This window comes from Neobacillus sedimentimangrovi (genome assembly GCF_010614825.1).
GTDB classification, from domain to species: domain Bacteria; phylum Bacillota; class Bacilli; order Bacillales; family Cytobacillaceae; genus Neobacillus; species Neobacillus thermocopriae.
Genome location: NZ_JAAFZF010000017.1, coordinates 33,066 through 56,404, shown reverse-complemented (window position 1 = coordinate 56,404; position 23,339 = coordinate 33,066). Strand labels below are relative to the sequence as shown.

At 40.9% G+C, this 23,339-nt stretch carries 22 protein-coding genes, 1 rRNA gene and 1 riboswitch; of the genes, 20 read left to right on the top strand and 3 right to left on the bottom strand.

The annotated features are described in order from the left end of the window. The first annotated feature begins 168 nt into the window (after positions 1-168). A 5S ribosomal RNA gene (gene rrf, locus GZA11_RS08075) occupies positions 169-285 on the top strand. 223 nt (positions 286-508) lie between these two features. On the opposite strand, the gene GZA11_RS08070 is transcribed toward rrf, so the two are convergent. Further along, positions 509-1,309 carry a hypothetical protein gene (locus GZA11_RS08070; RefSeq protein ID WP_163183424.1) on the bottom strand — a complete coding sequence of 267 codons (801 nt, stop codon included), beginning with the start codon at positions 1,307-1,309 and terminating at the stop codon, positions 509-511. Positions 1,310-1,483: 174 nt separating this feature from the next. Continuing rightward, positions 1,484-1,684 carry a hypothetical protein gene (locus GZA11_RS08065; RefSeq protein WP_163183423.1) on the bottom strand — a complete coding sequence of 67 codons (201 nt, stop codon included), beginning with the start codon at positions 1,682-1,684 and terminating at the stop codon, positions 1,484-1,486. Positions 1,685-1,958: 274 nt separating this feature from the next. On the opposite strand from GZA11_RS08065, the gene GZA11_RS08060 reads away from it, so the two are divergent. The 14 genes from GZA11_RS08060 to purD all read left to right on the top strand — a co-directional run bounded on the left by GZA11_RS08060 (position 1,959) and on the right by purD (position 16,317). Beyond that, positions 1,959-2,501: a DUF2179 domain-containing protein gene (locus GZA11_RS08060; RefSeq protein ID WP_038538831.1), complete on the top strand. Its 543-nt coding sequence runs from the start codon at positions 1,959-1,961 to the stop codon at positions 2,499-2,501. Further along, entirely contained in the window at positions 2,498-2,704 is a 207-nt protein-coding gene (locus GZA11_RS08055) for an NETI motif-containing protein (RefSeq protein WP_163183422.1), read from the top strand. Before GZA11_RS08060 ends, GZA11_RS08055 begins: the two co-directional genes overlap by 4 nt. Positions 2,705-3,192: 488 nt before the next feature. Continuing rightward, positions 3,193-3,294, top strand: a riboswitch (purine riboswitch). A gap of 202 nt (positions 3,295-3,496) precedes the next feature. After that, positions 3,497-3,985, top strand: coding sequence for a 5-(carboxyamino)imidazole ribonucleotide mutase (gene purE, locus GZA11_RS08050; protein ID WP_038538838.1), 489 nt, complete (start codon positions 3,497-3,499; stop codon positions 3,983-3,985). Next, positions 3,972-5,126 (top strand): 5-(carboxyamino)imidazole ribonucleotide synthase, encoded by a 1,155-nt coding sequence (purK, locus tag GZA11_RS08045; RefSeq protein WP_204317756.1) that lies wholly within the window; start codon positions 3,972-3,974, stop codon positions 5,124-5,126. Before purE ends, purK begins: the two co-directional genes overlap by 14 nt. Positions 5,127-5,129: 3 nt before the next feature. Further along, on the top strand, positions 5,130-6,428 hold the full coding sequence (gene purB / locus GZA11_RS08040; RefSeq protein WP_163183421.1) for an adenylosuccinate lyase: 1,299 nt from the start codon (positions 5,130-5,132) through the stop codon (positions 6,426-6,428). Positions 6,429-6,648: 220 nt separating this feature from the next. Next, the gene (gene purC, locus GZA11_RS08035) at positions 6,649-7,362 is read left to right on the top strand and encodes a phosphoribosylaminoimidazolesuccinocarboxamide synthase (protein ID WP_163183420.1); all 714 of its coding nucleotides are present in this window, start codon (positions 6,649-6,651) and stop codon (positions 7,360-7,362) included. Then, positions 7,355-7,609, top strand: a complete 255-nt coding sequence (purS, locus tag GZA11_RS08030) for a phosphoribosylformylglycinamidine synthase subunit PurS (RefSeq protein ID WP_163183419.1) — start codon at positions 7,355-7,357, stop codon at positions 7,607-7,609. The genes purC and purS overlap by 8 nt, the downstream gene beginning before the upstream one ends. Further along, a complete protein-coding gene (gene purQ, locus GZA11_RS08025; protein ID WP_163183418.1) occupies positions 7,606-8,289 on the top strand; it encodes a phosphoribosylformylglycinamidine synthase subunit PurQ in 684 nt (227 codons plus the stop codon). Before purS ends, purQ begins: the two co-directional genes overlap by 4 nt. Further along, on the top strand, positions 8,273-10,498 hold the full coding sequence (purL, locus tag GZA11_RS08020; protein WP_163183417.1) for a phosphoribosylformylglycinamidine synthase subunit PurL: 2,226 nt from the start codon (positions 8,273-8,275) through the stop codon (positions 10,496-10,498). Before purQ ends, purL begins: the two co-directional genes overlap by 17 nt. After that, positions 10,474-11,883: an amidophosphoribosyltransferase gene (purF, locus tag GZA11_RS08015; protein WP_163183416.1), complete on the top strand. Its 1,410-nt coding sequence runs from the start codon at positions 10,474-10,476 to the stop codon at positions 11,881-11,883. The genes purL and purF overlap by 25 nt, the downstream gene beginning before the upstream one ends. A 5-nt stretch (positions 11,884-11,888) precedes the next feature. Next, a complete protein-coding gene (gene purM, locus GZA11_RS08010; protein ID WP_038538860.1) occupies positions 11,889-12,923 on the top strand; it encodes a phosphoribosylformylglycinamidine cyclo-ligase in 1,035 nt (344 codons plus the stop codon). Then, the gene (purN, locus tag GZA11_RS08005; RefSeq protein WP_038538863.1) at positions 12,920-13,522 is read left to right on the top strand and encodes a phosphoribosylglycinamide formyltransferase; all 603 of its coding nucleotides are present in this window, start codon (positions 12,920-12,922) and stop codon (positions 13,520-13,522) included. Before purM ends, purN begins: the two co-directional genes overlap by 4 nt. Further along, positions 13,497-15,035: a bifunctional phosphoribosylaminoimidazolecarboxamide formyltransferase/IMP cyclohydrolase gene (gene purH, locus GZA11_RS08000; RefSeq protein WP_163183415.1), complete on the top strand. Its 1,539-nt coding sequence runs from the start codon at positions 13,497-13,499 to the stop codon at positions 15,033-15,035. Before purN ends, purH begins: the two co-directional genes overlap by 26 nt. Positions 15,036-15,051: 16 nt before the next feature. Continuing rightward, positions 15,052-16,317, top strand: coding sequence for a phosphoribosylamine--glycine ligase (gene purD / locus GZA11_RS07995; RefSeq protein ID WP_163183425.1), 1,266 nt, complete (start codon positions 15,052-15,054; stop codon positions 16,315-16,317). A 146-nt stretch (positions 16,318-16,463) separates the two neighbouring features. On the opposite strand, the gene GZA11_RS07990 is transcribed toward purD, so the two are convergent. Beyond that, a complete protein-coding gene (locus tag GZA11_RS07990) occupies positions 16,464-16,751 on the bottom strand; it encodes a YgaP family membrane protein (RefSeq protein ID WP_163183414.1) in 288 nt (95 codons plus the stop codon). 155 nt (positions 16,752-16,906) lie between these two features. Here GZA11_RS07990 and GZA11_RS07985 point away from each other — a divergent pair, with 155 nt between their 5' ends. The 5 genes from GZA11_RS07985 (at position 16,907) to pcrA (ending at position 23,271) form a co-directional block, all read left to right on the top strand. Continuing rightward, the gene (locus tag GZA11_RS07985) at positions 16,907-18,652 is read left to right on the top strand and encodes an adenine deaminase C-terminal domain-containing protein (RefSeq protein WP_163183413.1); all 1,746 of its coding nucleotides are present in this window, start codon (positions 16,907-16,909) and stop codon (positions 18,650-18,652) included. Between the two features lie 68 nt (positions 18,653-18,720). Continuing rightward, positions 18,721-19,761: a DUF3048 domain-containing protein gene (locus GZA11_RS07980; protein ID WP_038538875.1), complete on the top strand. Its 1,041-nt coding sequence runs from the start codon at positions 18,721-18,723 to the stop codon at positions 19,759-19,761. Positions 19,762-19,788: 27 nt separating this feature from the next. Beyond that, positions 19,789-20,106 (top strand): YerC/YecD family TrpR-related protein, encoded by a 318-nt coding sequence (locus tag GZA11_RS07975; protein WP_038538878.1) that lies wholly within the window; start codon positions 19,789-19,791, stop codon positions 20,104-20,106. A gap of 148 nt (positions 20,107-20,254) precedes the next feature. Beyond that, on the top strand, positions 20,255-20,938 hold the full coding sequence (gene pcrB, locus GZA11_RS07970) for a heptaprenylglyceryl phosphate synthase (protein WP_038538881.1): 684 nt from the start codon (positions 20,255-20,257) through the stop codon (positions 20,936-20,938). 65 nt (positions 20,939-21,003) lie between these two features. Beyond that, a complete protein-coding gene (gene pcrA, locus GZA11_RS07965) occupies positions 21,004-23,271 on the top strand; it encodes a DNA helicase PcrA (RefSeq protein WP_163183412.1) in 2,268 nt (755 codons plus the stop codon). The last annotated feature ends 68 nt before the right edge of the window (positions 23,272-23,339 follow it).

The following is a 23,339-nucleotide window of genomic DNA, read 5'->3' as shown; positions in this document are numbered from 1 at the left end:
GTTGATAGGTCAGAGGTGGAAGCACGGTGACGTGTGGAGCTGACTGATACTAATCGATCGAGGACTTAACCAAATAAAAAAGTGATTGATTTCGCTTTTGGCGAGCTCGTTCTTCCCTACTTCTTCTACATTATCTAGTTTTGAGGGAATGAACCTCAATTGAATAGGTCCGGTGGCAATGGCGAGAAGGTCACACCCGTTCCCATACCGAACACGGAAGTTAAGTTTCTCAGCGCCGATGGTAGTTGGGGCGAAAGCCCCTGTGAGAGTAGGACGCTGCCGGGCAACAAAAAAAGACAATCAAAAAGATTGTCTTTTTTTGTTATTGTCTGATGGAAGCTAAGTGTTTGAAAAAATGAAAAGAGATGGTCTTTTACACATAATGAGTGGTACTAGAAATTAATCGATTGCCTGAGAATCTATAATAGTTAATTTCCTAAATTTGCTCCGTTATAGAGACTAAAAACTTCTTCCCAACTCCACCGTTCGTAATATGAGTTTGCCACAGTTAAATCTTTTTCCATGTTTCTTCGTTTATTTGATCAATATTTGATATTAATACATCGGCATTTTTTCTATCTGTTCTAATCCACACCAGTTGTTTTTGCTTAACATCAATGACAAAATCACCATTTTTTCGAAGAGGAAAAGTGATCTGTTTTTGAGTGTTTGTAGAAATATTCACTTCATACAGATTAGGTAATGGCTTCTCTTCAAGGTTATTCGATTTCTTTTCTTCCGAGCGTGATACATAGATGATGTTGTTATTTTTCCAAGTCAAATCACGGTCAGCAAATCCTTTTGGCGTAATGGATTTTTTTTGAATCGAAGGGGGACTGACAAGTGTTAACTTTTTATTGTTTGTTGTTTCCCTGCCTCCGCCGCTAATGTATCCGAGTATTGTGGATGATGGAGCCCACTTAAACCAGTCATTTTCATTTAATACTTCTTTATCAATACGGTGAAAAACTTTGCCATCACTAGTTAACAAACACAGAGTATTACTGTCTGCAGAAATAGATGCTGTAGGAACTAATAGAAAGCTAATCCACTTACTATCATGAGACCATTTAAACTGGCTAGTACCAGCAATAAGTTCATCATTTCCAATTGGAATCGTGAAAAAATGGGATTTGGTCAGTATATCCCTATCATTAATAATTATTTTCGATAAAATGATATTAGAATGAAGGTGTTCATTTTCTCTGGTTGCGACTATAAACCCTTCTCCATCAGGAAGCCAAGAAAAGTTATCTACCTGTTCCGCTACAAGGGAAGGAACAAAAGAATGGGTAGGTGCTGTATTCAAAACATATAAACTCTTATTAATAAGAAATCCAATTTTATTTTGATCGTGAGACTACTGAAAGTTGTTTTTAACATTAGATTTAATATGAATATGTTTATTTAGTCTAATATGAAATAGCCACAAGTCACCATTGTTAACCATGTCTCCAGCTTTCTTTGATTTTATATAGGCAATTCACTGGCCATCAGGGGACCATTTCGGATACCTAACATATTCACCAGTCGTAATTTGCCTTTCTTTATTTCCAATTTTTATCCACAAATCATCATTTCTAACAAATGCCGCTTTTAATTGACTTGGGTTTTTCGCAGCCTCTGGTTGGATGGGGCTTAAATGAACAAAAAGAATCATGAATAACAAGATAGTTCTTAACATGCAATCGCCTCTTTTTATTGTGGTTAGTTTTACATTAATTTTCCCCAATAGATTATAAAATTTCCTCTTCACAAAAACTAAAGATTGTTGTATAAATGGGATTATTTGAAAAAGGCGTATTACTGAGCATAAGTATGATTTAGTAATTGTCATAAAAAGGATATGGTGTTTTTTCTTAAACTTTTGAAACTGTTCATAAAGAAGGAATTTCGTCTATGATCGAAAAGAGTAATTTGTTAAAGTGGAGAGAGCATAATAAAAGGGGGATTATTGTATGCTGGAGAACAGCCTTATAATGGTTGCTATCATATTAATTATCAATATTGTTTATGTATCTTTTTTTACTATCCGGATGATTCTGACCTTAAAGGGGCAGCGTTATTTAGCCGCGTTTATAAGTATGATTGAGGTCGTCATTTATGTACTTGGGCTAGGGCTTGTGTTAAACAATCTTAATGAAATTCAAAACTTGATTGCCTATGCAGTCGGTTATGGAATTGGTGTTATTGTAGGAATGAAAATTGAAGAAAAGCTGGCATTGGGGTACATAACGGTCAATGTGATTACGAAGGAATTTGATAAAAACTTGCCCAAAGTGTTGAGAGAAAAAGGATACGGGGTAACGAACTGGGAGGCAAATGGGCTTGAAGGTGGCCGGATGGCCATGCAAATTTTAACACCGAGAAAATTTGAGTTGAAGTTGTATGATACGATTAAGGAAATCGACCCTAAGGCATTTATTATTGCTTATGAGCCAAAAACAATCCACGGTGGCTTTTGGGTGAAATCCGTGAAAAGAGGGAAATTGTTTAAATGAGTAAGAAAAAAGTTCAATTTGAAGTTCAGGAAAATGAAAGTATTGATGAATGTTTAGAGCGAATCAAACAAAAAGGATATATGCCTATCAGGCGGATCGAGAAACCGATATTTCAAGAGATAAAAAAAGGGAGAGAAACAATTTATCAACCAGTAGGACGGCAAATTGTTTTTGAGGCAAAATTGATCGAATTAGCGATATAGCTTTGAAACCAATCTCCTATACATTCGACTATAACCAGCGTGCTGTGTTTCCTTTATCTCAGTTGGAGGCCACTACAAGGAAGGCTTGATAACATAGTTTCAACACGACCAAAAGCAATAGCTTTTGAAAGGAGGCCCTACGCCGCTGCCCAGAGCGCTTGCGCTTTTCAGAGAAGATAAGATTATCTCTTTGACTTCGAGAACTGTCTAGCTCCAGCGCTCTAGCGTCTAGTGCCCTTCAGTCTCCGCCCTACGATAAGTCAACATCGATTCGACTTCGTCTCATCTTGTTTCCTATATCTCAGTTGGAACCTTCCAGGTCATACGCCGCTAACCAGAGCGCTTGCTTTTTTCTATAAAACACTAACAATAATATATAAAATAGGCATAATAATAGTGTGAAAAACGAACATTATAGTATAAATTAAAAATAACGTTCGAAATTTGGGTTGACATCCATGGGATTGACTTGTTAAGATAGGGATGTGAATGACAGATAATCTTACCCTCATATATCTATGGGAATATGGCCCATAAGTTTCTACCCAATAACCGTAAATTATTGGACTATGAGGGAAAGTCAATATGTTCGGTATGAGTAGGGGCAGTGCCTTTACTTTGTTATTGACGGAATTTTTATACCCGGACAAATGGCTTTCTCTTTGAGGGAATCCATTTGTCCGGGTTTTTTAATTATACAGTTCCAACGCTTAACTAGTTTTCAATTTGAGCAAGCATTTGCTAATTTAAATTTTTTCTGATCGAAATAGAAGTTTGATAGGGGGAGAAAAAATGGCCAAGCTGGTCGGCGTCATCATGGGAAGTAAGTCAGACTGGGATACAATGAAGTATGCATGCGATATTCTAGAACAACTCGAAATCCCTTATGAAAAACAGGTCGTATCTGCACATCGAACACCTGATTTAATGTTTACTTATGCTGAAGAGGCTAGAGGTAGAGGTATAAAGGTGATCATTGCAGGAGCCGGCGGCGCGGCACATCTGCCTGGAATGGTAGCAGCTAAAACTACTCTTCCGGTAATCGGGGTTCCTGTTCAGAGTAAAGCCTTAAATGGATTGGACTCTTTGTTGTCAATAGTACAGATGCCGGGCGGGGTACCGGTAGCAACAGTCGCTATTGGCAAAGCAGGAGCGATAAATGCAGGACTGTTGGCGGCGCAAATATTAGCAACAGAAGATGTCGAGCTTGCGGGTAAGCTGGAAGCAAGACGTGAAGCCATTAAAAAAGAAGTGTTAGAAAGCAGTGATGAGCTTGTATAATCCAACCATTTTACCTGGTTCAACAATTGGGATTATCGGAGGCGGGCAGCTTGGGAGAATGATGGCTCTAGCTGCAAAAGCACAAGGTTACCGGATTGCAGTGTTGGAACCAACAGAAGATTCTCCGTGTGGACAAGTTGCTGATATAGAAGTCATTGGAGCTTACGATGACCGTGAGGCAATCAGTAGACTTGCGGAGGTATCGGATGTCATTACGTATGAATTTGAAAATATTGATGCAGATACATTACGATGGATTTGTGAGCAGGCCTATGTCCCTCAAGGATCGGAGCTTTTAACTATTACTCAGAATCGAATCACGGAAAAGGCTGCGATACAAAAAGCTGGTGTGGAAGTCGCCCCCTATGAAGTGATTAACAGTATGGAAGATTTATTGTTAAAAATAGATGCAGTCGGGTATCCGTCGGTGTTGAAAACAGCCCGAGGCGGTTATGACGGAAAAGGCCAGCTGGTCATTCGTTCGGAACGGGACTTGGTTAAAGGAGAGGCTCTCTTGGAGCATGGCGCATGTGTACTAGAGAAATGGATCCCCTTTGAAAAAGAAATTTCCGTGATCGTGACTCGTAAAGTGGACGGGGAGACGGCCATTTTTCCTGTAGCGGAAAATATTCATATTGAAAATATTTTGCATCAAACAATTGTTCCAGCACGAATTTCGGAAGAAACTAAGAATCTGGCTATAAAAAAGGCGAAGCAAATCGCTGATTCTTTGGGATTGGTTGGAACCCTTGCCGTGGAGATGTTTGTGACGAAGGATGAGTTTATCTACATCAACGAGCTCGCACCAAGACCGCATAATTCCGGGCATTATTCGATTGAAGCTTGTATGACATCCCAGTTTGAGCAGCATATCCGTGCGGTCTGCAACTTACCATTAGGAAGCACTAAGCTATTAAAACCTGTAGTTATGGTCAACCTATTGGGAGAGCATCTTGAGACATTAGTTTCCGAAATTCCATCGTTGCCAGACTGGAAAATTCATTTATATGGGAAAAAAGAGCCGAAATTGAAGCGTAAAATGGGCCATGTCACCATTTTAAGAGATAAAATAGAAGATGCTCTTCAAGAAATTGAAGAAAGCAACATTTGGAAGACAGCGAAAGAAAAGATCGGAGGATAAGACATGATTGAACGTTACACAAGACCGGAAATGGGAGCGATTTGGACGGAGGAAAACCGTTTTAATGCCTGGCTAGAGGTTGAAATTTTAGCCTGTGAAGCATGGGCAGAACTTGGAGAAATACCTAAGGAAGATGTGGCGAAACTTCGTGCCAATGCTTCCTTCAATATTGATCGAATTAAAGAAATTGAAGAGGAAACTAGACATGATGTTGTCGCTTTTACCCGCGCAGTTTCGGAAACATTGGGTGAAGAGAAGAAATGGGTGCATTACGGTTTAACTTCAACAGATGTGGTGGATACTGCACTTTCTTACTTGTTAAAGCAGGCAAATGCCATTCTATTAAAAGACATTGAAAACTTTATTGAGATTTTAAAGAACAAGGCGAAAGAACATAAATACACCGTCATGATGGGACGTACCCATGGAGTGCATGCCGAACCGACAACTTTTGGTTTAAAGCTTGCTTTATGGTATGAGGAAATGAAACGGAACCTAGAGCGGTTTAAACAGGCTGCAAAGGGAGTGGAGGTTGGAAAAATCTCTGGTGCAGTTGGTACGTATGCCAATATTGACCCATTTGTTGAGCAGTATGTATGTGAAAAACTAGGCCTTGAACGTGCGCCGATTTCGACTCAGACATTACAGCGTGACCGCCATGCACATTATATGTCTACGTTAGCGCTGATTGCAACTTCGATTGAGAAATTTGCGGTTGAGGTTCGAGGACTTCAGAAAAGCGAGACTCGGGAGGTAGAAGAGTTTTTTGCTAAAGGCCAAAAAGGATCTTCCGCTATGCCGCATAAACGTAATCCGATTGGTTCTGAAAACATGACCGGTATGGCCCGAGTTATTCGTGGCTATATGATGACAGCTTATGAAAATGTACCGTTATGGCATGAACGTGACATTTCACATTCTTCAGCAGAACGGATTATTTTGCCTGATGCAACCATTGCCTTAAATTACATGCTTAACCGTTTTGGCAATATAATTAAGAACTTGACGGTATTTCCGGAAAATATGAAACGGAATATGGACCGCACGCTCGGATTAATTTACTCTCAGCGTGTCCTACTTGCACTAATTGATAAGGGCTTATCTCGTGAAGAAGCCTATGACACGGTACAGCCTAAAGCTATGGAGGCATGGGAAAAGCAGGTTCCATTCCGTAGTTTGATTGAAGCAGATGAAAAAATTACTTCACGGTTGTCTGAAGAGGAGATTGCTGATTGCTTTGATTACAAATATCATCTCCAGCATGTAGATACTATATTTGATCGTCTAGGGTTGACTGAATAAGTTCGTTCCCGTAACAAGGGGTTAAGAGAGCTATACGAATTAAATTTGAAAAAATGGGCGGCGGAACATATGAGCCAAGCGGAGAAGGAAAATTCCCCCTGTCCTATATCAAAAATTCCTTGCTCTAAACCAAAAATTATACATTAGGGGCATTACCAATGTGGGAAGGCCCCTTTGTTATCAAGAATATTCCCAATATTGAGAATAAGGAGTGTGTCCGATGAAAGAATTGCTTTACGAAGGAAAGGCAAAACGGATTTATAAAACAGAAGATCCGGATATTGTCCTCGTTGAATACAAGGATTCTGCCACCGCCTTTAATGGACAAAAAAAGGCTGAGATTACCGGTAAAGGCCGTCTAAATAACGAGATTACTAGTTTGATATTTTTAAAACTGAAAGAAAAAGGGATTGACTCACATTTTATCAAGCGCATATCAGAAACTGAACAGCTAGTTAAAAAGGTAACGATTATCCCGCTTGAGGTGGTTGTCCGCAATACAGCGGCCGGAACACTCTCCAAAAGATTGGGAATTGAAGAAGGCCGCCAGCTTTCGTCACCCATCGTTGAATTTTATCTTAAAGACGACCGTTTAGGTGACCCGCTCGTTACAGAGAGCCATATTCTTGAAATCAAAGCGGCAACTGCCGAGGAAATTAATATTTTACGTGAAAAAGCTTTACAAATTAACACTGTTTTATCCAGCTTTTTCGATGAACTTGGTATCAACCTCGTCGACTTTAAACTTGAATTTGGCAAAGATCGTGAGGGACAAATTTTACTCGCAGATGAAATTTCACCTGACACTTGCAGACTATGGGATAAGCAAACCAATGAAAAGCTGGATAAAGATGTATTTCGTCGCGATTTGGGTAGTTTGACTGAAGCCTATGAAACTATTTTTAAAAGACTTGGAGGTCATCAGCATGTATAAAGTTAAGGTATTTGTCACTTTAAGAGAAAGCGTATTAGATCCTCAGGGAAAGGCGGTTACTAACTCACTCCACTCCTTAAATTATCCGGAAGTGACGGATGTCCGCATTGGTAAATATATGGAATTGACTATTGAAAAATCAGATCGTGATATCGATGAAGTCGTGAATGAGATTTGCAGCAAGCTGCTCGCGAACCCGGTAATCGAAAATTACCGTTACGAAGTAGAGGAGGTTGTAGCCCAGTGAAATTTGCGGTCATCGTCTTTCCTGGATCCAATTGTGATATAGACATGTACCATGCGATTAAGGATGAACTCGGGGAAGAAGTCGAATATGTTTGGCATGATACAGAAAGCCTTGAAGAATATGATGGAATCCTTCTCCCTGGCGGTTTTTCGTATGGAGACTACCTTCGCTCAGGTGCCATTGCCCGCTTCAGCAGAGTAATGCAAGAGGTGGTTAAAGCGGCAAACGATGGGAAACCAGTACTTGGTGTTTGTAATGGATTCCAAATCTTGCTCGAATCAGGCTTGCTGCCTGGGGCAATGAGACGAAACGAAAGCCTTTCATTTATTTGCAAGCCAGTGCAGTTAAAGGTTGAAAACAACCAAACCATGTTTACGGGGGAATACGAACTAGGGCAAACCATCACCATCCCTGTCGCACATGGGGAAGGAAACTATTATTGTGATGAAGATACTCTTGCGCGCTTAAAAGCCAATAACCAAATCGTCTTCACTTACGAGCAAAACCCTAACGGAAGTCTGGAAAATATTGCTGGAATTATTAATGAAAAAGGCAATGTTCTAGGAATGATGCCGCATCCAGAGAGGGCGGTTGATGAGCTGTTGGGCAGTGAAGACGGTCTGAAAATGTTTCAATCAATCGTAAAAACTTGGAGGGAAGCACATGTTGTTAAAGCTTGAACCAAATCCGGAACAGATTAAAACAGAAAAACTATATCAACAGATGGGATTATCAGATGATGAATTTGCGATGATTGAAAACATTCTAGGCCGGACACCAAACTGGACGGAAACAGGGTTATTTTCTGTCATGTGGTCCGAACACTGCAGCTATAAGAACTCCAAGCCGGTCCTAAAAAAATTCCCGACCACTGGTGAACGCGTCCTTCAAGGACCTGGTGAAGGGGCAGGTATTGTTGACATTGGCGACCAACAGGCGGTGGTGTTTAAAATCGAAAGTCATAACCATCCGTCAGCAATTGAACCATATCAGGGAGCGGCTACAGGTGTCGGTGGCATTATTCGTGATGTTTTTTCAATGGGGGCACGCCCGATTGCTCTATTAAACTCCCTTCGTTTTGGTGAACTAGACTCACCAAGGGTGAAATACCTATTTAAAGAAGTAGTTGCCGGAATTGCCGGTTATGGAAACTGTATTGGAATTCCGACTGTTGGGGGCGAAGTGCAGTTTGATTCTTCTTACGAAGGAAATCCTCTCGTCAACGCTATGTGTGTCGGTCTAATTGATCATAAGGACATTAAAAAGGGTCAGGCGCATGGTGTGGGCAATACGGTGATGTATGTCGGTGCAAAAACCGGTCGTGACGGTATCCATGGGGCTACATTTGCTTCAGAAGAATTAACCGAACAATCGGATAAAGACCGCCCAGCTGTTCAGGTTGGCGACCCGTTTATGGAAAAACTTCTATTGGAAGCATGCTTAGAGTTAGTACAATCAGATGCTTTAGTTGGCATTCAGGATATGGGTGCTGCTGGTTTAACTAGTTCCTCTGCTGAAATGGCGAGCAAAGCAGGTATGGGAATTGAAATGAATCTAGATTTAGTTCCACAGCGTGAAACTGGAATGACTGCTTATGAAATGATGCTTTCTGAATCGCAAGAACGGATGTTGATTGTAGTTAAAAAAGGCCGCGAGCAGGAGATCGTTGATTTATTTAACAAATATAATTTAGAAGCTGTGGCCATTGGTAAAGTAACCGATGATAAAAGACTCCGACTGATTCATAATGGAGAAATTGTGGCCGATGTCCCAGTTGATGCTTTAGCTGAGGATGCGCCGGTTTATCATAAGCCATCAAAGGAACCAGCCTACTTTGCTGAATTCCAAGCAATGAAGCCTGAGATTCCACAAGTAGATAACTTAAAAGATACCTTAATAAAACTTTTGAGCCAGCCGACGATAGCAAGTAAGGAATGGGTATATGAACAATATGATTATATGGTTCGTACTAATACCGTGGTTGCACCAGGCTCAGATGCATCAGTTGTCCGAATTCGCGGTACTCGCAAAGCTTTAGCGATGACCACGGATTGTAATTCCCGCTACGTCTATCTAGACCCGGAAACTGGTGGGAAAATTGCCGTAGCAGAAGCAGCACGTAACATTGTTTGTTCCGGAGCAGAGCCATTGGCGATCACGGACAATCTCAACTTTGGAAACCCAGAAAAGCCGGAAGTGTTCTGGCAAATTGAAAAAGCAGCAGACGGAATCAGCGAGGCTTGTCGTGTACTCGACACTCCGGTAATTGGAGGAAATGTTTCTTTATACAACGAAACAAGTGGTACAGCGATTTATCCAACGCCGGTTATCGGTATGGTTGGCCTTGTGACTGATCTTGATCATATTACTACCCAACATTTTAAACAAATCGGAGACCTAATTTATTTAGTCGGTGAAACGAAGGATGAATTTGGCGGTAGCGAGTTGCAAAAACTCGTTCATGGACGAATTTTTGGTAAGGCACCTGAATTAAATATCCAGCTAGAAAAAGAAAGACAAAGTCAAATTTTGGCTGCAATTCGTGCTGGTGTGGTGCAGTCTGCTCATGACGTATCAGAAGGTGGTTTAGGAACGGCCTTGGCGGAATGCCTGTTTACCGAAGGCGGACTTGGAGCGGAAGTTAACATTACCGGAAACCCTGTCTCTGCTTTATTCAGTGAAACACAATCCCGTTTCCTCTTATCAGTAAAAAGGGAACATCAAGCAGAGTTTGAAAGTTTAGTAGATGCCAAGCTGATTGGAGAAGTCAATGAGTCAGGCACATTACGCGTGATGGCGGACAATCAGCCTGTACTTGAAGCTTCAGTAGAAGAATTAAAAGCCGCCTGGAAAGGAGCCATCCCATGCTTGCTGAAATCAAGGGATTAAATGAAGAATGTGGTGTGTTTGGTGTGTGGGGACATAAAGATGCATCCCAGCTTACGTATTACGGGCTGCATGCCTTGCAACATCGCGGCCAGGAAGGGACCGGCATTGTGGTCTCTGATGGAAAGTCTCTAAAATGCGTAAAAGGCGAAGGGTTAGTAACGGAAATTTTTACAGCAGATCGCATGGCGGAATTAACCGGTACAACTGCTATTGGCCATGTTCGTTATGCCACAGCAGGTGGTGGTGGCTATGAAAATGTCCAGCCGCTCTTGTTCCGCTCGCAAAGCGGAAGCCTAGCATTGGCTCATAATGGAAATCTGGTAAATGCTAATTCTCTTAAGCATCAACTTGAAGCTCAAGGTAGCATTTTTCAAACAAGTTCCGATTCAGAGGTGCTTGCCCATTTGATAAGAAGAAGTGGTTTTTCCAATATGAGCGATAAGGTGAAAAATGCTCTTTCCATGTTAAAAGGAGCATATGCCTATTTAATTTTAACTGAAAATGAATTAATGGTGGCTCTTGATCCACATGGACTAAGGCCGTTGTCATTGGGTTGTCTTGGGGACGCCTATGTGGTTGCATCAGAAACTTGTGCCTTCGACGTAATCGGTGCAGAGTATATCCGTGATATTTTGCCTGGGGAACTTTTGATTATTAACGAGAAAGGACTGACGTCCGAAAGGTTTTCCCACAGTTCAACCAAAGCTATTTGTACAATGGAATATGTTTATTTTTCAAGACCGGATAGCAATATTCAAGGAATCAATGTCCATACCGCTCGTAAAAACATGGGCAAGATATTGGCTCTTGAGGCGCCAATTGATGCGGATGTCGTTACGGGTGTTCCGGATTCAAGCATTTCTGCAGCGATTGGTTATGCGGAGGAAGCGGGAATACCTTATGAAATGGGCCTAATTAAAAACAAATATGTCGGAAGAACCTTTATCCAACCTTCTCAATCCCTCAGAGAGCAAGGGGTAAAAATGAAACTTTCAGCTGTACGCGGAGTTGTGGAGGGCAAGCGGGTTATTATGGTGGATGACTCAATTGTTCGTGGAACAACAAGCAAAAGGATTGTAAATCTGCTGAAAGAAGCGGGAGCAACAGAGGTGCATGTGGTAATCAGCTCTCCTCCAATTAAAAATCCTTGTTTTTACGGAATTGATACGTCAACGAAAGAGGAATTAATTGCTTCTGATAAATCGGTCGAAGAGATTAGACAGATCATTGGTGCCGACTCTTTAACATTTCTTAGCCTTGAAGGCATGATGAAGGCGCTTGGCCAAACAGAAGGAACTCAAGGTTTTTGCACGGGATGTTTTACCGGTGATTACCCGACCGAAATTTATTCTGATACACTGCAATATTACTACCAAAAGGGGTGACAGCCGTGGCAAATGCATACAAACAAGCAGGTGTAGATATCGAAGCAGGCTATGAAGCGGTGGAAAGAATGAAAAAGCATGTGCAAAAAACAGCCAGAGCCGGCGTGCTTGGAGGACTTGGTGGCTTTGGTGGCATGTTTGACCTATCTGCCTTAAATGTCAAAGAACCTGTATTGGTGTCAGGCACCGATGGGGTCGGTACGAAACTTAAGATTGCTTTCATGATGGACCGTCATGATACGATTGGAATGGACGCAGTGGCGATGTGTGTGAATGATATTGTTGTCCAAGGGGCAGAGCCACTATATTTTTTAGATTATATTGCCTGCGGTAAAGCCGTTCCTGAAAAAATCGAGGCGATTGTCAAAGGTGTTGCTGAAGGATGCGAGCGGGCTGGATGTGCATTGATCGGGGGAGAAACAGCGGAAATGCCGGGACTCTATCGGGAAAATGAATATGATCTTGCCGGATTTGCGGTAGGAGTTTGTGAAAAATCGGCATTGATTACCGGAGAATCTATTAAACCGGGAGATGTTCTTATCGGGCTAGCCTCAAGCGGCATACACAGTAATGGCTATTCTCTTGTTCGGAAAGTTTTTAATAATTGGTCATTAATTGAGTTTGTCGATGAGCTTGGCTGCACTTTAGGTGAAGAACTATTGAAGCCAACAAAAATTTATGTAAAACCGATATTGTCTTTATTGAAGAAAGTTAACGTCAAAGGCATGGCTCACATCACTGGCGGCGGTTTTATAGAAAATATCCCGAGAATGTTGCCAGCTGGTCTTGGGGCGGAAATAAATGAAAAAAGCTGGGACATTCCAAATATTTTTAAACTGATTTCCGAGATTGGACAAATTGAGTACAGCCAAATGTATAACATTTTTAATATGGGGATCGGAATGGTAATTGCCGTCGAACCGAAAGATGCGGATGCGGTACTTGAGCATTTTCAACAATGTGGCGAAACGGCAAAGAAAATCGGTGTGGTAACCGATCAAGAAGGCATCATCATTAATGGACGTGGTGGCCTCCTATGAAAAATTTTGCGGTATTTGCATCAGGGAGTGGAAGTAATTTTCAAGCTATTGTTGATGCCGTTAAAGCGGGTGAAATAACAGCGAACCTCTCCTTGCTTGTTTGTGATAAGCCGGGAGCTTATGTGGTCCAAAGAGCGAATCAAGCCAGAATTCCAACCTTCGTGTTTAATCCGAAAGACTATCCAACCAAAGCTGATTTTGAAAAAGAAATTGTTATGCTTTTAAAGGATAGAAATATTGACCTCATTGTACTAGCTGGTTATATGCGTTTGATCGGGCCGACTCTTCTTAAAGAATACGAGGGACGAATTGTAAATATTCATCCTTCACTTCTGCCAGACTTTCCGGGCAAAGATGCGATTGGCCAAGCATTAGCCGCAAAAGCAAAATGGAGCGGTGTGACCATTCATTATGTGGATGAAGGAATGGATACAGGCCCTATCATTGTAAGAGAACGGGTACGGATTGAAGAGAATGAAACTAGAGAAAGCTTGCAAAAGAAAATCCAAGAGAAAGAACATAAGCTTTATCCATCGATACTGCAAATGCTGTTGACAAGAGAGGATGTAAATCATGACAAAAAAACGTGCGCTAATTAGTGTCTCAGATAAAAGTGGTGTAGGTGAATTTGCTAAGGAATTAGCCAGCTTAGGCTTTGAAATTATTTCTACCGGTGGTACGAAAAAAATGCTTGAGGAACAAGGGATACCGGTAATCGGAGTTAGCGATGTTACTGGGTTTCCAGAAATATTAGAGGGACGTGTCAAAACGTTAAATCCAATGATTCATGGTGGCCTGCTGGCTAAACAGGATGATGAAAACCATAGAAAGCAGCTTGAAGAGCATGGAATTGACCCAATTCAGATTGTTTGTGTCAATTTATATCCATTCCAGCAGACAATTGAAAAGCCGGATGTTACAGTGGAGGATGCGATAGAAAATATTGATATTGGTGGACCGGCAATGCTTCGTGCCTCTGCGAAAAATCATGACTATATTACAGTTGTGGTTGATCCGGCTGATTATAGGACGGTACTTGAAGAATTAAAAGCGGACGGTAAAACTACACTTGAAACGAGAAGAAGGTTAGCGGCCAAGGTCTTCCGACATACAGCAGCTTATGATGCGTTAATTGCAGAATACATGACGAACCTAGCGCAGGAGGAATCGCCAGAAAAATTAACGGTTACTTATGAATTAAAGCAACCTCTACGCTATGGTGAAAATCCACATCAACAGGCAGCATTTTATCAAAAACCACTTGGCTCTAAGTTCTCGATTGCCTATGCCAAACAGCTTCATGGAAAGGAACTATCCTATAATAATATCAATGATGCGGATGCGGCTCTGCAAATTGTGAAGGAATTCCAAAAGCCAGCGGCAGTCGCGGTGAAGCATATGAATCCTTGCGGTGTCGGAACAGGGGAAACCTTGTTTGAGGCATTTGAGAAAGCTTTTTCAGCAGACCCTGTATCTATTTTTGGTGGAATCATTGCCTTGAACCGTGAAGTGGATGTGGAAACAGCCAAGAAATTGCATGAAATTTTTCTAGAGATTATTATTGCTCCATCGTTTACAGAAGAAGCGCTGACAGTGTTGACAGCCAAAAAGAATTTGCGTCTTTTAACTATTTCGTTTGATCATGGGTCTAAAAAGGAAAAGAAATTAACTTCCATTGAGGGTGGATTACTTGTACAAGATCAAGACTGTTTCACCTTAGATGATGCCAATATCACCATCCCAACCAAAAGACAGCCAACAGATGAAGAGTGGGAAGCCTTGAAGCTTGGCTGGAAGGTTGTAAAACATGTCAAGTCCAATGCTATTGTGGTGTCTCAAAAGGATATGACAATTGGGATCGGCGCTGGACAAATGAACCGTGTCGGTGCAGCAGAAATTGCGCTTAAGCAGGCGGGCAGCAAAGCAGAAGGAGCAGCCCTTGCTTCTGATGCCTTTTTCCCAATGGATGATACAGTAGAAGCTGCAGCGAAAGCAGGTATCACTGCGATTATTCAGCCTGGCGGCTCCATCCGTGATGCAGATTCCATAAAGAAAGCTGATGAATATGGAATTGCCATGGTGTTTACTGGGGTAAGACATTTCAAACATTAATCCGAGGTGAAGAATGGTGAAGGTTTTAGTGATTGGCCGCGGTGGTCGTGAGCATGCGATTTGCCGAAAAGTCAGTGAAAGTCCATTGGTAGAGAAAGTTTATGTTGCACCAGGTAATGTTGGAATGACAGATGTGGCAGAGCTTGTACCGATTGAGGAGTCCAGCCATGATCAGCTAATTCAGTTTGCAAAAGATAAAGAGGTTGGTTTAACCATTATTGGACCTGAGGTTCCGTTGCTTGAAGGACTGGCAGATCGATTCTTGGACGCCGGTTTAAAGGTTTTTGGTCCTTGTAAAGTAGCGGCGGAAATTGAAGGTAGCAAGTCATTTGCCAAAGAATTAATGAAAAAATATCAAATTCCAACGGCTAATTATGCGGTATTTACTAACTTTGAAGAAGCTCGGCTTTATGTGGAAGAAAAGGGCGCGCCTATTGTGATAAAAGCGGACGGACTAGCGGCAGGAAAAGGGGTTACCGTCGCTATGACTAAAGAGGAAGCAATTGCAAGCCTTGAAAGTATGCTTTTAGGAAAACAGTTTGGTGATGCCTCTTCCCAAGTGGTAATAGAAGAATTTTTAAGCGGTGAGGAATTTTCCTTAATGGCTTTTGTAAACGGAGACGTGGTTATTCCACTAGAAATCGCCCAAGATCATAAGCGGGCGTTTGATGGTGATCAAGGTCCAAATACAGGTGGTATGGGTGCTTACTCACCTGTCCCGCAAATTGGCTCAGATATCGTAAAGACAGCAGTTGATACGATTTTAATTCCTACTGCTAAAGCGATGGTTGCTGAAGGACGGCGTTTTACTGGAATTTTATACGCGGGCCTTATCAAGACAGTAGACGGCCCTAAAGTCATTGAATTTAACGCCCGTTTCGGAGACCCAGAAACACAGGTGATTTTGCCAAGGTTAAAATCTGATTTAGTTCAAGTCATTTTAGAGCTTTTGGATGGTGGCTGTCCGGAGCTTAATTGGGATCATCAAGCAATGCTTGGAGTAATTGTTGCTTCCAATGGGTATCCTGAGGCTTATCAAAAAGGTGCCGTCATAAAGGGACTATCTGAAATGGATACAACTGCTTATGTATTCCATGCAGGGACGGCAAAAAACGATGCAGATGAATTGGTCACTGCAGGCGGTCGCGTCCTCCTTGTTGGTGCCAAGGCAGGCACTCTCCATGAAGCCAAGGATAAAGTGTACAATGAGCTTAAAAAATTGAACTGTGATGGAGTGTTTTATCGAAAGGACATTGGTTCGAAAGCTATTGCACATGCATGATCAAAAAGTAAAGTAATAAGGCTACTGACAATTCCAATAAGAGCAAACGATAGTTGAAAGAACTATTCCTCAATCACATCTTCCTTTCGAGGGCTGCCTGTTAATGGCAGCCCTTTGATACATTACTGGTATTTCCTTAATAAAGATTAAGTCGGGTTATACGGTACCATCTCATCCGTTGTTTTGCTATCGGTATTTCTGGATACAGAATCGGATTCCTTTGTCATCCCCTGACATTTTTGCAGAAATGCCGTCATCGGGCAGTATCGGACAATTCCTTCAGCGACCTTCATAGCCGAGCAAATGGCTACCAAAAAATACGAATCCCTCCATGGCCATTTCACCATTTTTGCAGTACTCCAAGATAAGAAGGTTAAGCCAAGTGTGATGCGAACTAGCGCATTTAATATTCCGATATTTGGTTTTACATTCATTTTGTTCACCCTTTCACAACTTTTTTACATTATTTATCAATTCTTCACTGCTTAAATAGATGAAATATGGTAGTATAATTTTGTAAGGGTTTTCTTTATTGAAATTAATGAATCATTTTATATATATAGAACAATTTAAGAGGGAGGGACTGTGTATGCTTGAGCAACGTTACCGCTGGAAAAATAAACAATTACGCATGCATGTATCCGTTTTGGATGGGAAGGCTTCTCCCACCATTTTGTTGAAAAACGCCTTATATTTAAATCAGACGTTTCGAAAGTGGATGAGAGCTAATATATGGATTTATGAAGATCGGATTGTTTATGTAGGAGATCAAATGCCTTCATTATTAAATAATTGTGAAATCATCGATTGTACGAACGAAATTCTTGTACCAGGGTATATTGAACCACATGCACATCCGTTTCAATTATATAATCCCCATACACTTGCTGCTTATGCATCGCAATTTGGTACAACTACACTAATTAATGACAATATGGCCCTTGCTTTAAACTTTAAGAAAAGGGAAGCGTTTTCATTATTAAGAGATCTTCGTACAATTCCAACTACGATGTTTTGGTGGTGTCGATTTGACTCCCAAACAGAGATTTTAAATGAGGAAGAAAAATTTTCACACAGTAATGTTAAGTCGTGGCTTGAACATGATGCCGTGCTGCAAGGAGGAGAGTTGACCGGCTGGCCGAAGCTGCTTGATGGTGATGACATGATGCTTCATTGGATTCAAGAAGCCAAGCGTTTGCGTAAGAAAATTGAAGGACATTTTCCAGGAGCTTCTGAAAAAACATTGGCGAAAATGATGCTGCTTGGGGCAGATTGCGACCATGAAGCAATGACAGGAGAAGAGGTCTATCACCGATTAATGCAGGGATATATGGTATCTTTGAGGCATTCGTCTATACGGCCTGACTTGCCAATCCTTTTGGATGATTTGAAGAGGTTGGGGATTGACACTTATGATCGATTCATCTTTAATACAGATGGTTCTTCATCTTCCTTTTACGAGCAGGGGATGACTGACCATATGATTCGGATGGCCATTGAAAAAGGGATACCGACTATCGATGCTTATAATATGGCTACTATTAATATTGCTCGATACTACAATATCGATTATTTAATTGGGATGATTGCTACCGGTCGGGTTGCGAATATCAACTTTTTATCAAGTATGGAAAACCCTACTCCTGTTTCCGTCCTTGCAAAAGGAAAATGGGTAAAGAGAGATGGATTAAAGGTGGAGGATGCATATCCAGCCATTGATTGGATCGAGTATGGATTAAAGCCAATGGAATTGGGTTGGGAATTATCGTTGGATGATCTGCAATTTTCAATGCCTTTTGGAATAAAAATGGAAAATTCAGTTATTACCAAACCGTATTCCATTTCCATTGATGTGTCAGGTGATCATCTTTCAAACGATCATGATGAATGTTTCTTTACATTGATTGACCGAAAGGGAAAATGGAGAATTAACACATTATTAAAAGGTTTCGCAACTAATTTGTCAGCACTTTCTAGTTCATTTTCAAATACAGGCGATATTATTTTAATAGGGAAAAATAAACATGACATGATGTTTGCTTTTAATAGAATGAGAGAATTAGGCGGGGGAATTGTTTTAGTAGAAAATGGAGAAATCGTATGTGAATTGCCGCTTCCTTTAGGAGGCATCATGTCAGATCTATTTATTGAAGATTTAATGGTCCAGGAAAAAAGGCTGTTCGAAGAGTTGGCCAAACGCGGTTATTCTTTCTCTGATCCCATTTACAGTTTACTATTCTTCTCTTCGACTCATTTGCCATACATTCGAATTACTCAACAAGGAATGTATGATGTTATGAAAAAAACGGTACTCTTTCCTTCAATAATGCGTTAAACTATAATTAATTAAAGTTTTAAAGTATGAAAGAAAGGTGACCGGGAAGGGATATAGGGGGATAAGGCATGAAAAAGTGGGCTATTGTTGCAGCAGCATTTCTAATGCTGCTTACTGGATGTAGTGAGAAAAAATCAGTAGAAAAGCCGAAAGAGAATGGAAAAGTGGTTGACCACGTGACTGGACAGGAAGAGGAACATCAAGAGCCTGCTTATTCTTATCCACTAACAGGTAAGAAATCTGAAGAAAAAACGGATGGAAGAGCAGTGGCGGTTATGATTAACAATCATCCTAAAGCAAGGCCACAATCAGGATTAAATAAAGCTGACCTCATCTATGAAATTTTGGCGGAAGGGGATGTGACACGCTTCCTTGCTGTATTTCAAAGTGAAATGCCGGTTAATATAGGACCGGTACGAAGTGCAAGAGATTACTACATTGAGCTTGCCAAGGGGTTAAAAGCCTTATATATTGCTCACGGATACAGCCCAGAAGCCAAGAAAATGCTTGAAAGCAATTATATTGATAATATAAACGGAATAGCTTATGATGGTACATTGTTCAAACGGTCCACTTCCCGTAAAGCACCACATAATTCTTATATTACTTATGAAAATGTATTAAAAGGGGTGGAGTTGAAAAATTACTCCATGGACGAAACTCCGCCAAGTTTTCACTTTTTAACGGAAGAACAACAAACTGCATTAACAGGTAGTGAGGCAAAAATAATCAAGGTTATTTATTCCAAAAGAGGAACCTCCAATTCGACTTATGAGTTTGATCCTAGTTTGGGTAAGTACAAAAGGTTTTCTGGAGGAGAACTAACGATTGATTTGGACTCCAAGGAACCAGCGCTGCTCGATAATATTTTCATCATTGAGGCTGAACATAAGGTGATTGATTCAGAAGGCCGTAGGGAGATTGACTTAGCAACGGGTGGAAAAGCTTATTTATTTCAGATGGGAAAAGTGAATGAAATAACCTGGGAAAATAAAGAAGGAAGGATCATTCCAGTTAAGGATGGCAACGAGGTTCCATTCGTTCCAGGAAAAACATGGATCAATGTGGTACCGCGATTATCAGAAAGCGTTTCATTCGATGGACAATAAATTCTGATCGGTAAAGGAGTAAAGTAAATGCAAATAGATAAATTACGAGGCAAAGAATTGGATCAACTATTTAAAGCAGTCCTTTCACTGAAGGATTTGGAAGAATGTTATCGTTTTTTTGATGATTTATGCACAATCAATGAAATTCAAGCATTGGCTCAACGTTTAGATGTGGCAAGAATGCTTCGTGAAGGGAATACGTATCATAAAATTGAAGCAGAAACAGGAGCAAGTACAGCAACAATTTCACGGGTGAAGCGATGCTTGAATTTTGGAAATGATAGTTATGAAATGGTGTTAGAACGTATTAAAGAAGAAGAGAATAGTAAAGCTTCAGAAGTATAATCCGGCCGAAGAGAGTACTCTTCGGTTTTTCTTTTTGAATGGGCGGCATTGCTCTGATTTTCCAATTCTAGATTCATTGTTTTGTTTTTGTATCGATTAGGCTAATGCTATAATGTTTTAATGGAAAGATTTAAGGGAGGCTCCATATATGTATGACTTTCGTGAATGGCGTCATGTGTTTAAACTTGATCCGAATAAAGAAATTTCCGATGAACATCTCGAAAAGATATGCGAGTCTGGAACAGATGCTGTAATTGTCGGTGGAACAGATGGGGTAACCCTTGAAAATGTTCTGGATTTAATGGCGAGAATCCGCCGCTATACCGTTCCATGTGTCTTGGAGGTTTCGAGCATAGAAACGGTTACACCGGGATTTGATCTTTACTTTATCCCGACTGTACTAAACAGCAATGACCCAAAATGGATTACCGGTCTTCACCATCAGGCTGTGAAGGAATTTGGAGAGATCATGAATTGGGACGAAATTGTCATGGAGGGTTATTGCATTCTTAATGGTGATTGCAAAGCGGCCAAGCTGACCTCGGCAAAGGTCGATTTAATGAAAGATGATGTAAAGGCATATGCAATGATGGCTGAAAAGATGTTTCAGCTTCCTATATTTTATATCGAATATAGTGGAAAATTGGGCGATGCAGAGCTCGTGGCCGAAGTAAAAAAACAGCTTAAAAACACGACTCTTTTCTATGGTGGAGGAATTTCTACATTGGAGCAGGCTCAAGAAATGGCTAAGCACGCCGATGTAATTGTAGTAGGAAACATCATTTATGAGAACCTAGATCAAGCTTTAGAGACAGTAAACAGTGTCCGCTAGAACTCGCTTGAAAGAGGGATAAATGATAAAATTAGAACAAATGTTTGTTTCTGGTGGTGAAAAAATTGCAATATTTAACTGATAAATTGTTAAACGGCTTAAACCCCGAGCAGAAAAGAGCTGTGAAGACTACAGAAGGTCCGTTATTGATTATGGCCGGTGCGGGAAGTGGTAAAACAAGAGTATTAACTCACCGGATTGCTTATTTAATTGTGGAAAAGCGAGTAAACCCGTATAACATATTGGCGATCACTTTTACCAATAAAGCAGCTCGAGAAATGAAGGAAAGAATTGCAAAGATGATGGGCGGTGCTGCTGATGACATCTGGATTTCCACGTTTCACTCCATGTGCGTAAGAATTCTTCGAAGAGATATCGATCGGATTGGTTTTAACCGAAACTTTACAATTTTAGACACTGGAGATCAACAATCAGTAATAAAAGGAATATTAAAGGAGAAAAACCTTGATCCGAAAAAATTTGATCCTCGTGCGATTTTGGGATCGATTAGTTCGGCTAAAAATGAGCTTATTACACCGGAGGAATATACGAAAACGGCTGGTGGGTACTATGAACAGGTCGTAAGCGAAATATATGAGGAATACCAGAAAAAGCTGAGAAAAAATCAGGCGCTGGATTTTGACGATTTAATTATGAAAACTATTCAATTGTTTCAGCGTGTTCCGGAAGTACTTGAATATTATCAACGTAAGTTTCAGTATATTCATGTAGATGAGTATCAAGATACGAACAAAGCTCAATATTTGCTTGTAAAGCTGTTGGCTAACCGCTTCAAAAACCTATGCGTTGTTGGGGATTCCGACCAATCCATTTACCGGTGGAGAGGGGCGGATATTACCAATATCCTTTCGTTTGAAAAAGATTACCCCAATGCTACGGTTATACTCCTTGAACAAAACTACCGCTCTACGAAAAGAATTCTCCAAGCGGCAAATAAGGTCATTGAAAACAATTTAAATCGGAAGCCGAAGAACTTATGGACAGAAAACCCGGAAGGAAATAAAATTGTTTATTACCGTGCGGACAGTGAGCAAGGGGAAGCACAATTTGTTGCTGGAAAAATTAAAGAACTTACCCGTGAAGGCGGACATAAACTATCCGATATGGCCATTCTTTATCGGACGAATGCTCAATCCCGTGTAATGGAGGAAGTACTCTTAAAATCAAACATAAACTACACGATTGTTGGCGGTACGAAATTCTATGACAGAAAAGAAATAAAGGATATGCTTGCCTATTTGCGCCTCATCTCCAATCCTGACGATGATATCAGCTTGATCCGAGTCATCAACGTACCTAAGCGCGGAATAGGTTCCAGTTCCCTTGACAAAATTGCTGACTTCGCAGCGATGCATGATATGTCTATTTTTCAGGCACTCGAGTCCATTGAATTAATTGGCTTAAGCCCGAAAATCACTAAGGCTGCCGCTGGGTTTCGGGATTTAATAAAAAACTATACACAAATGCAGGAGTATCTTTCTGTCACGGAATTGGTTGAAGAAATTCTTGAAAAAACCGGCTATTTGGACATGCTAAAGGCGGAAAAGTCACTGGAAGCTCAAAGCCGTATTGAAAACTTAGAAGAATTTTTATCGGTAACCAAAAACTTTGAGGAAACCAATGAGGATAAGAGTTTGGTGGCGTTCCTAACAGATTTGGCTCTTGTAGCTGATATCGATTCCATGGATGATGATGAAGAAAAGGCAGATGCCGTTGTTCTGATGACTTTGCACTCCGCAAAAGGGCTTGAATTTCCGGTCGTTTTCCTTATCGGGATGGAAGAAGGAGTATTCCCGCATACTCGATCGCTTACAGAAGAAGCCGAAATGGAAGAAGAACGCCGTCTTGCTTATGTCGGGATTACAAGGGCAGAGGAGAGCCTATTCTTGACAAACGCCAAAATGAGAACATTATTTGGACGTACCAATATGAATCCGGCTTCTCGTTTCATAAGTGAAATTCCTGAAGATCTTTTAGAAGAAGTTGAACCTGTAATAAGGAATTCATCATTTGGGTCTAGAGGATTCGGTTCGTCGGGGCCTTCGTATAAAATGGCCACAAGTACTTTTGGCGGAGGAGGTTTTTCATCAGCCTCTCCTAGAAAACCAGTAATGCGTCCCGTTTCAGCAACTTCTAGCGGTAATGATGTAGTCTGGAAGGTTGGCGATAAAGCCGAACACGGTAAATGGGGAGTCGGAACAGTGGTAAGTGTCAAAGGCGAAGGGGAAGGAACCGAGCTTGATATTGCTTTTCCAAGTCCAACTGGTATCAAACGCCTTTTGGCTAAATTTGCTCCAATCAAAAAAGTATAATGAGAAAAATACTTGAAAGTTTGCAAGTTAGCAGCAAAAATCAACAGTCATGCTTTTTAATAAAACGG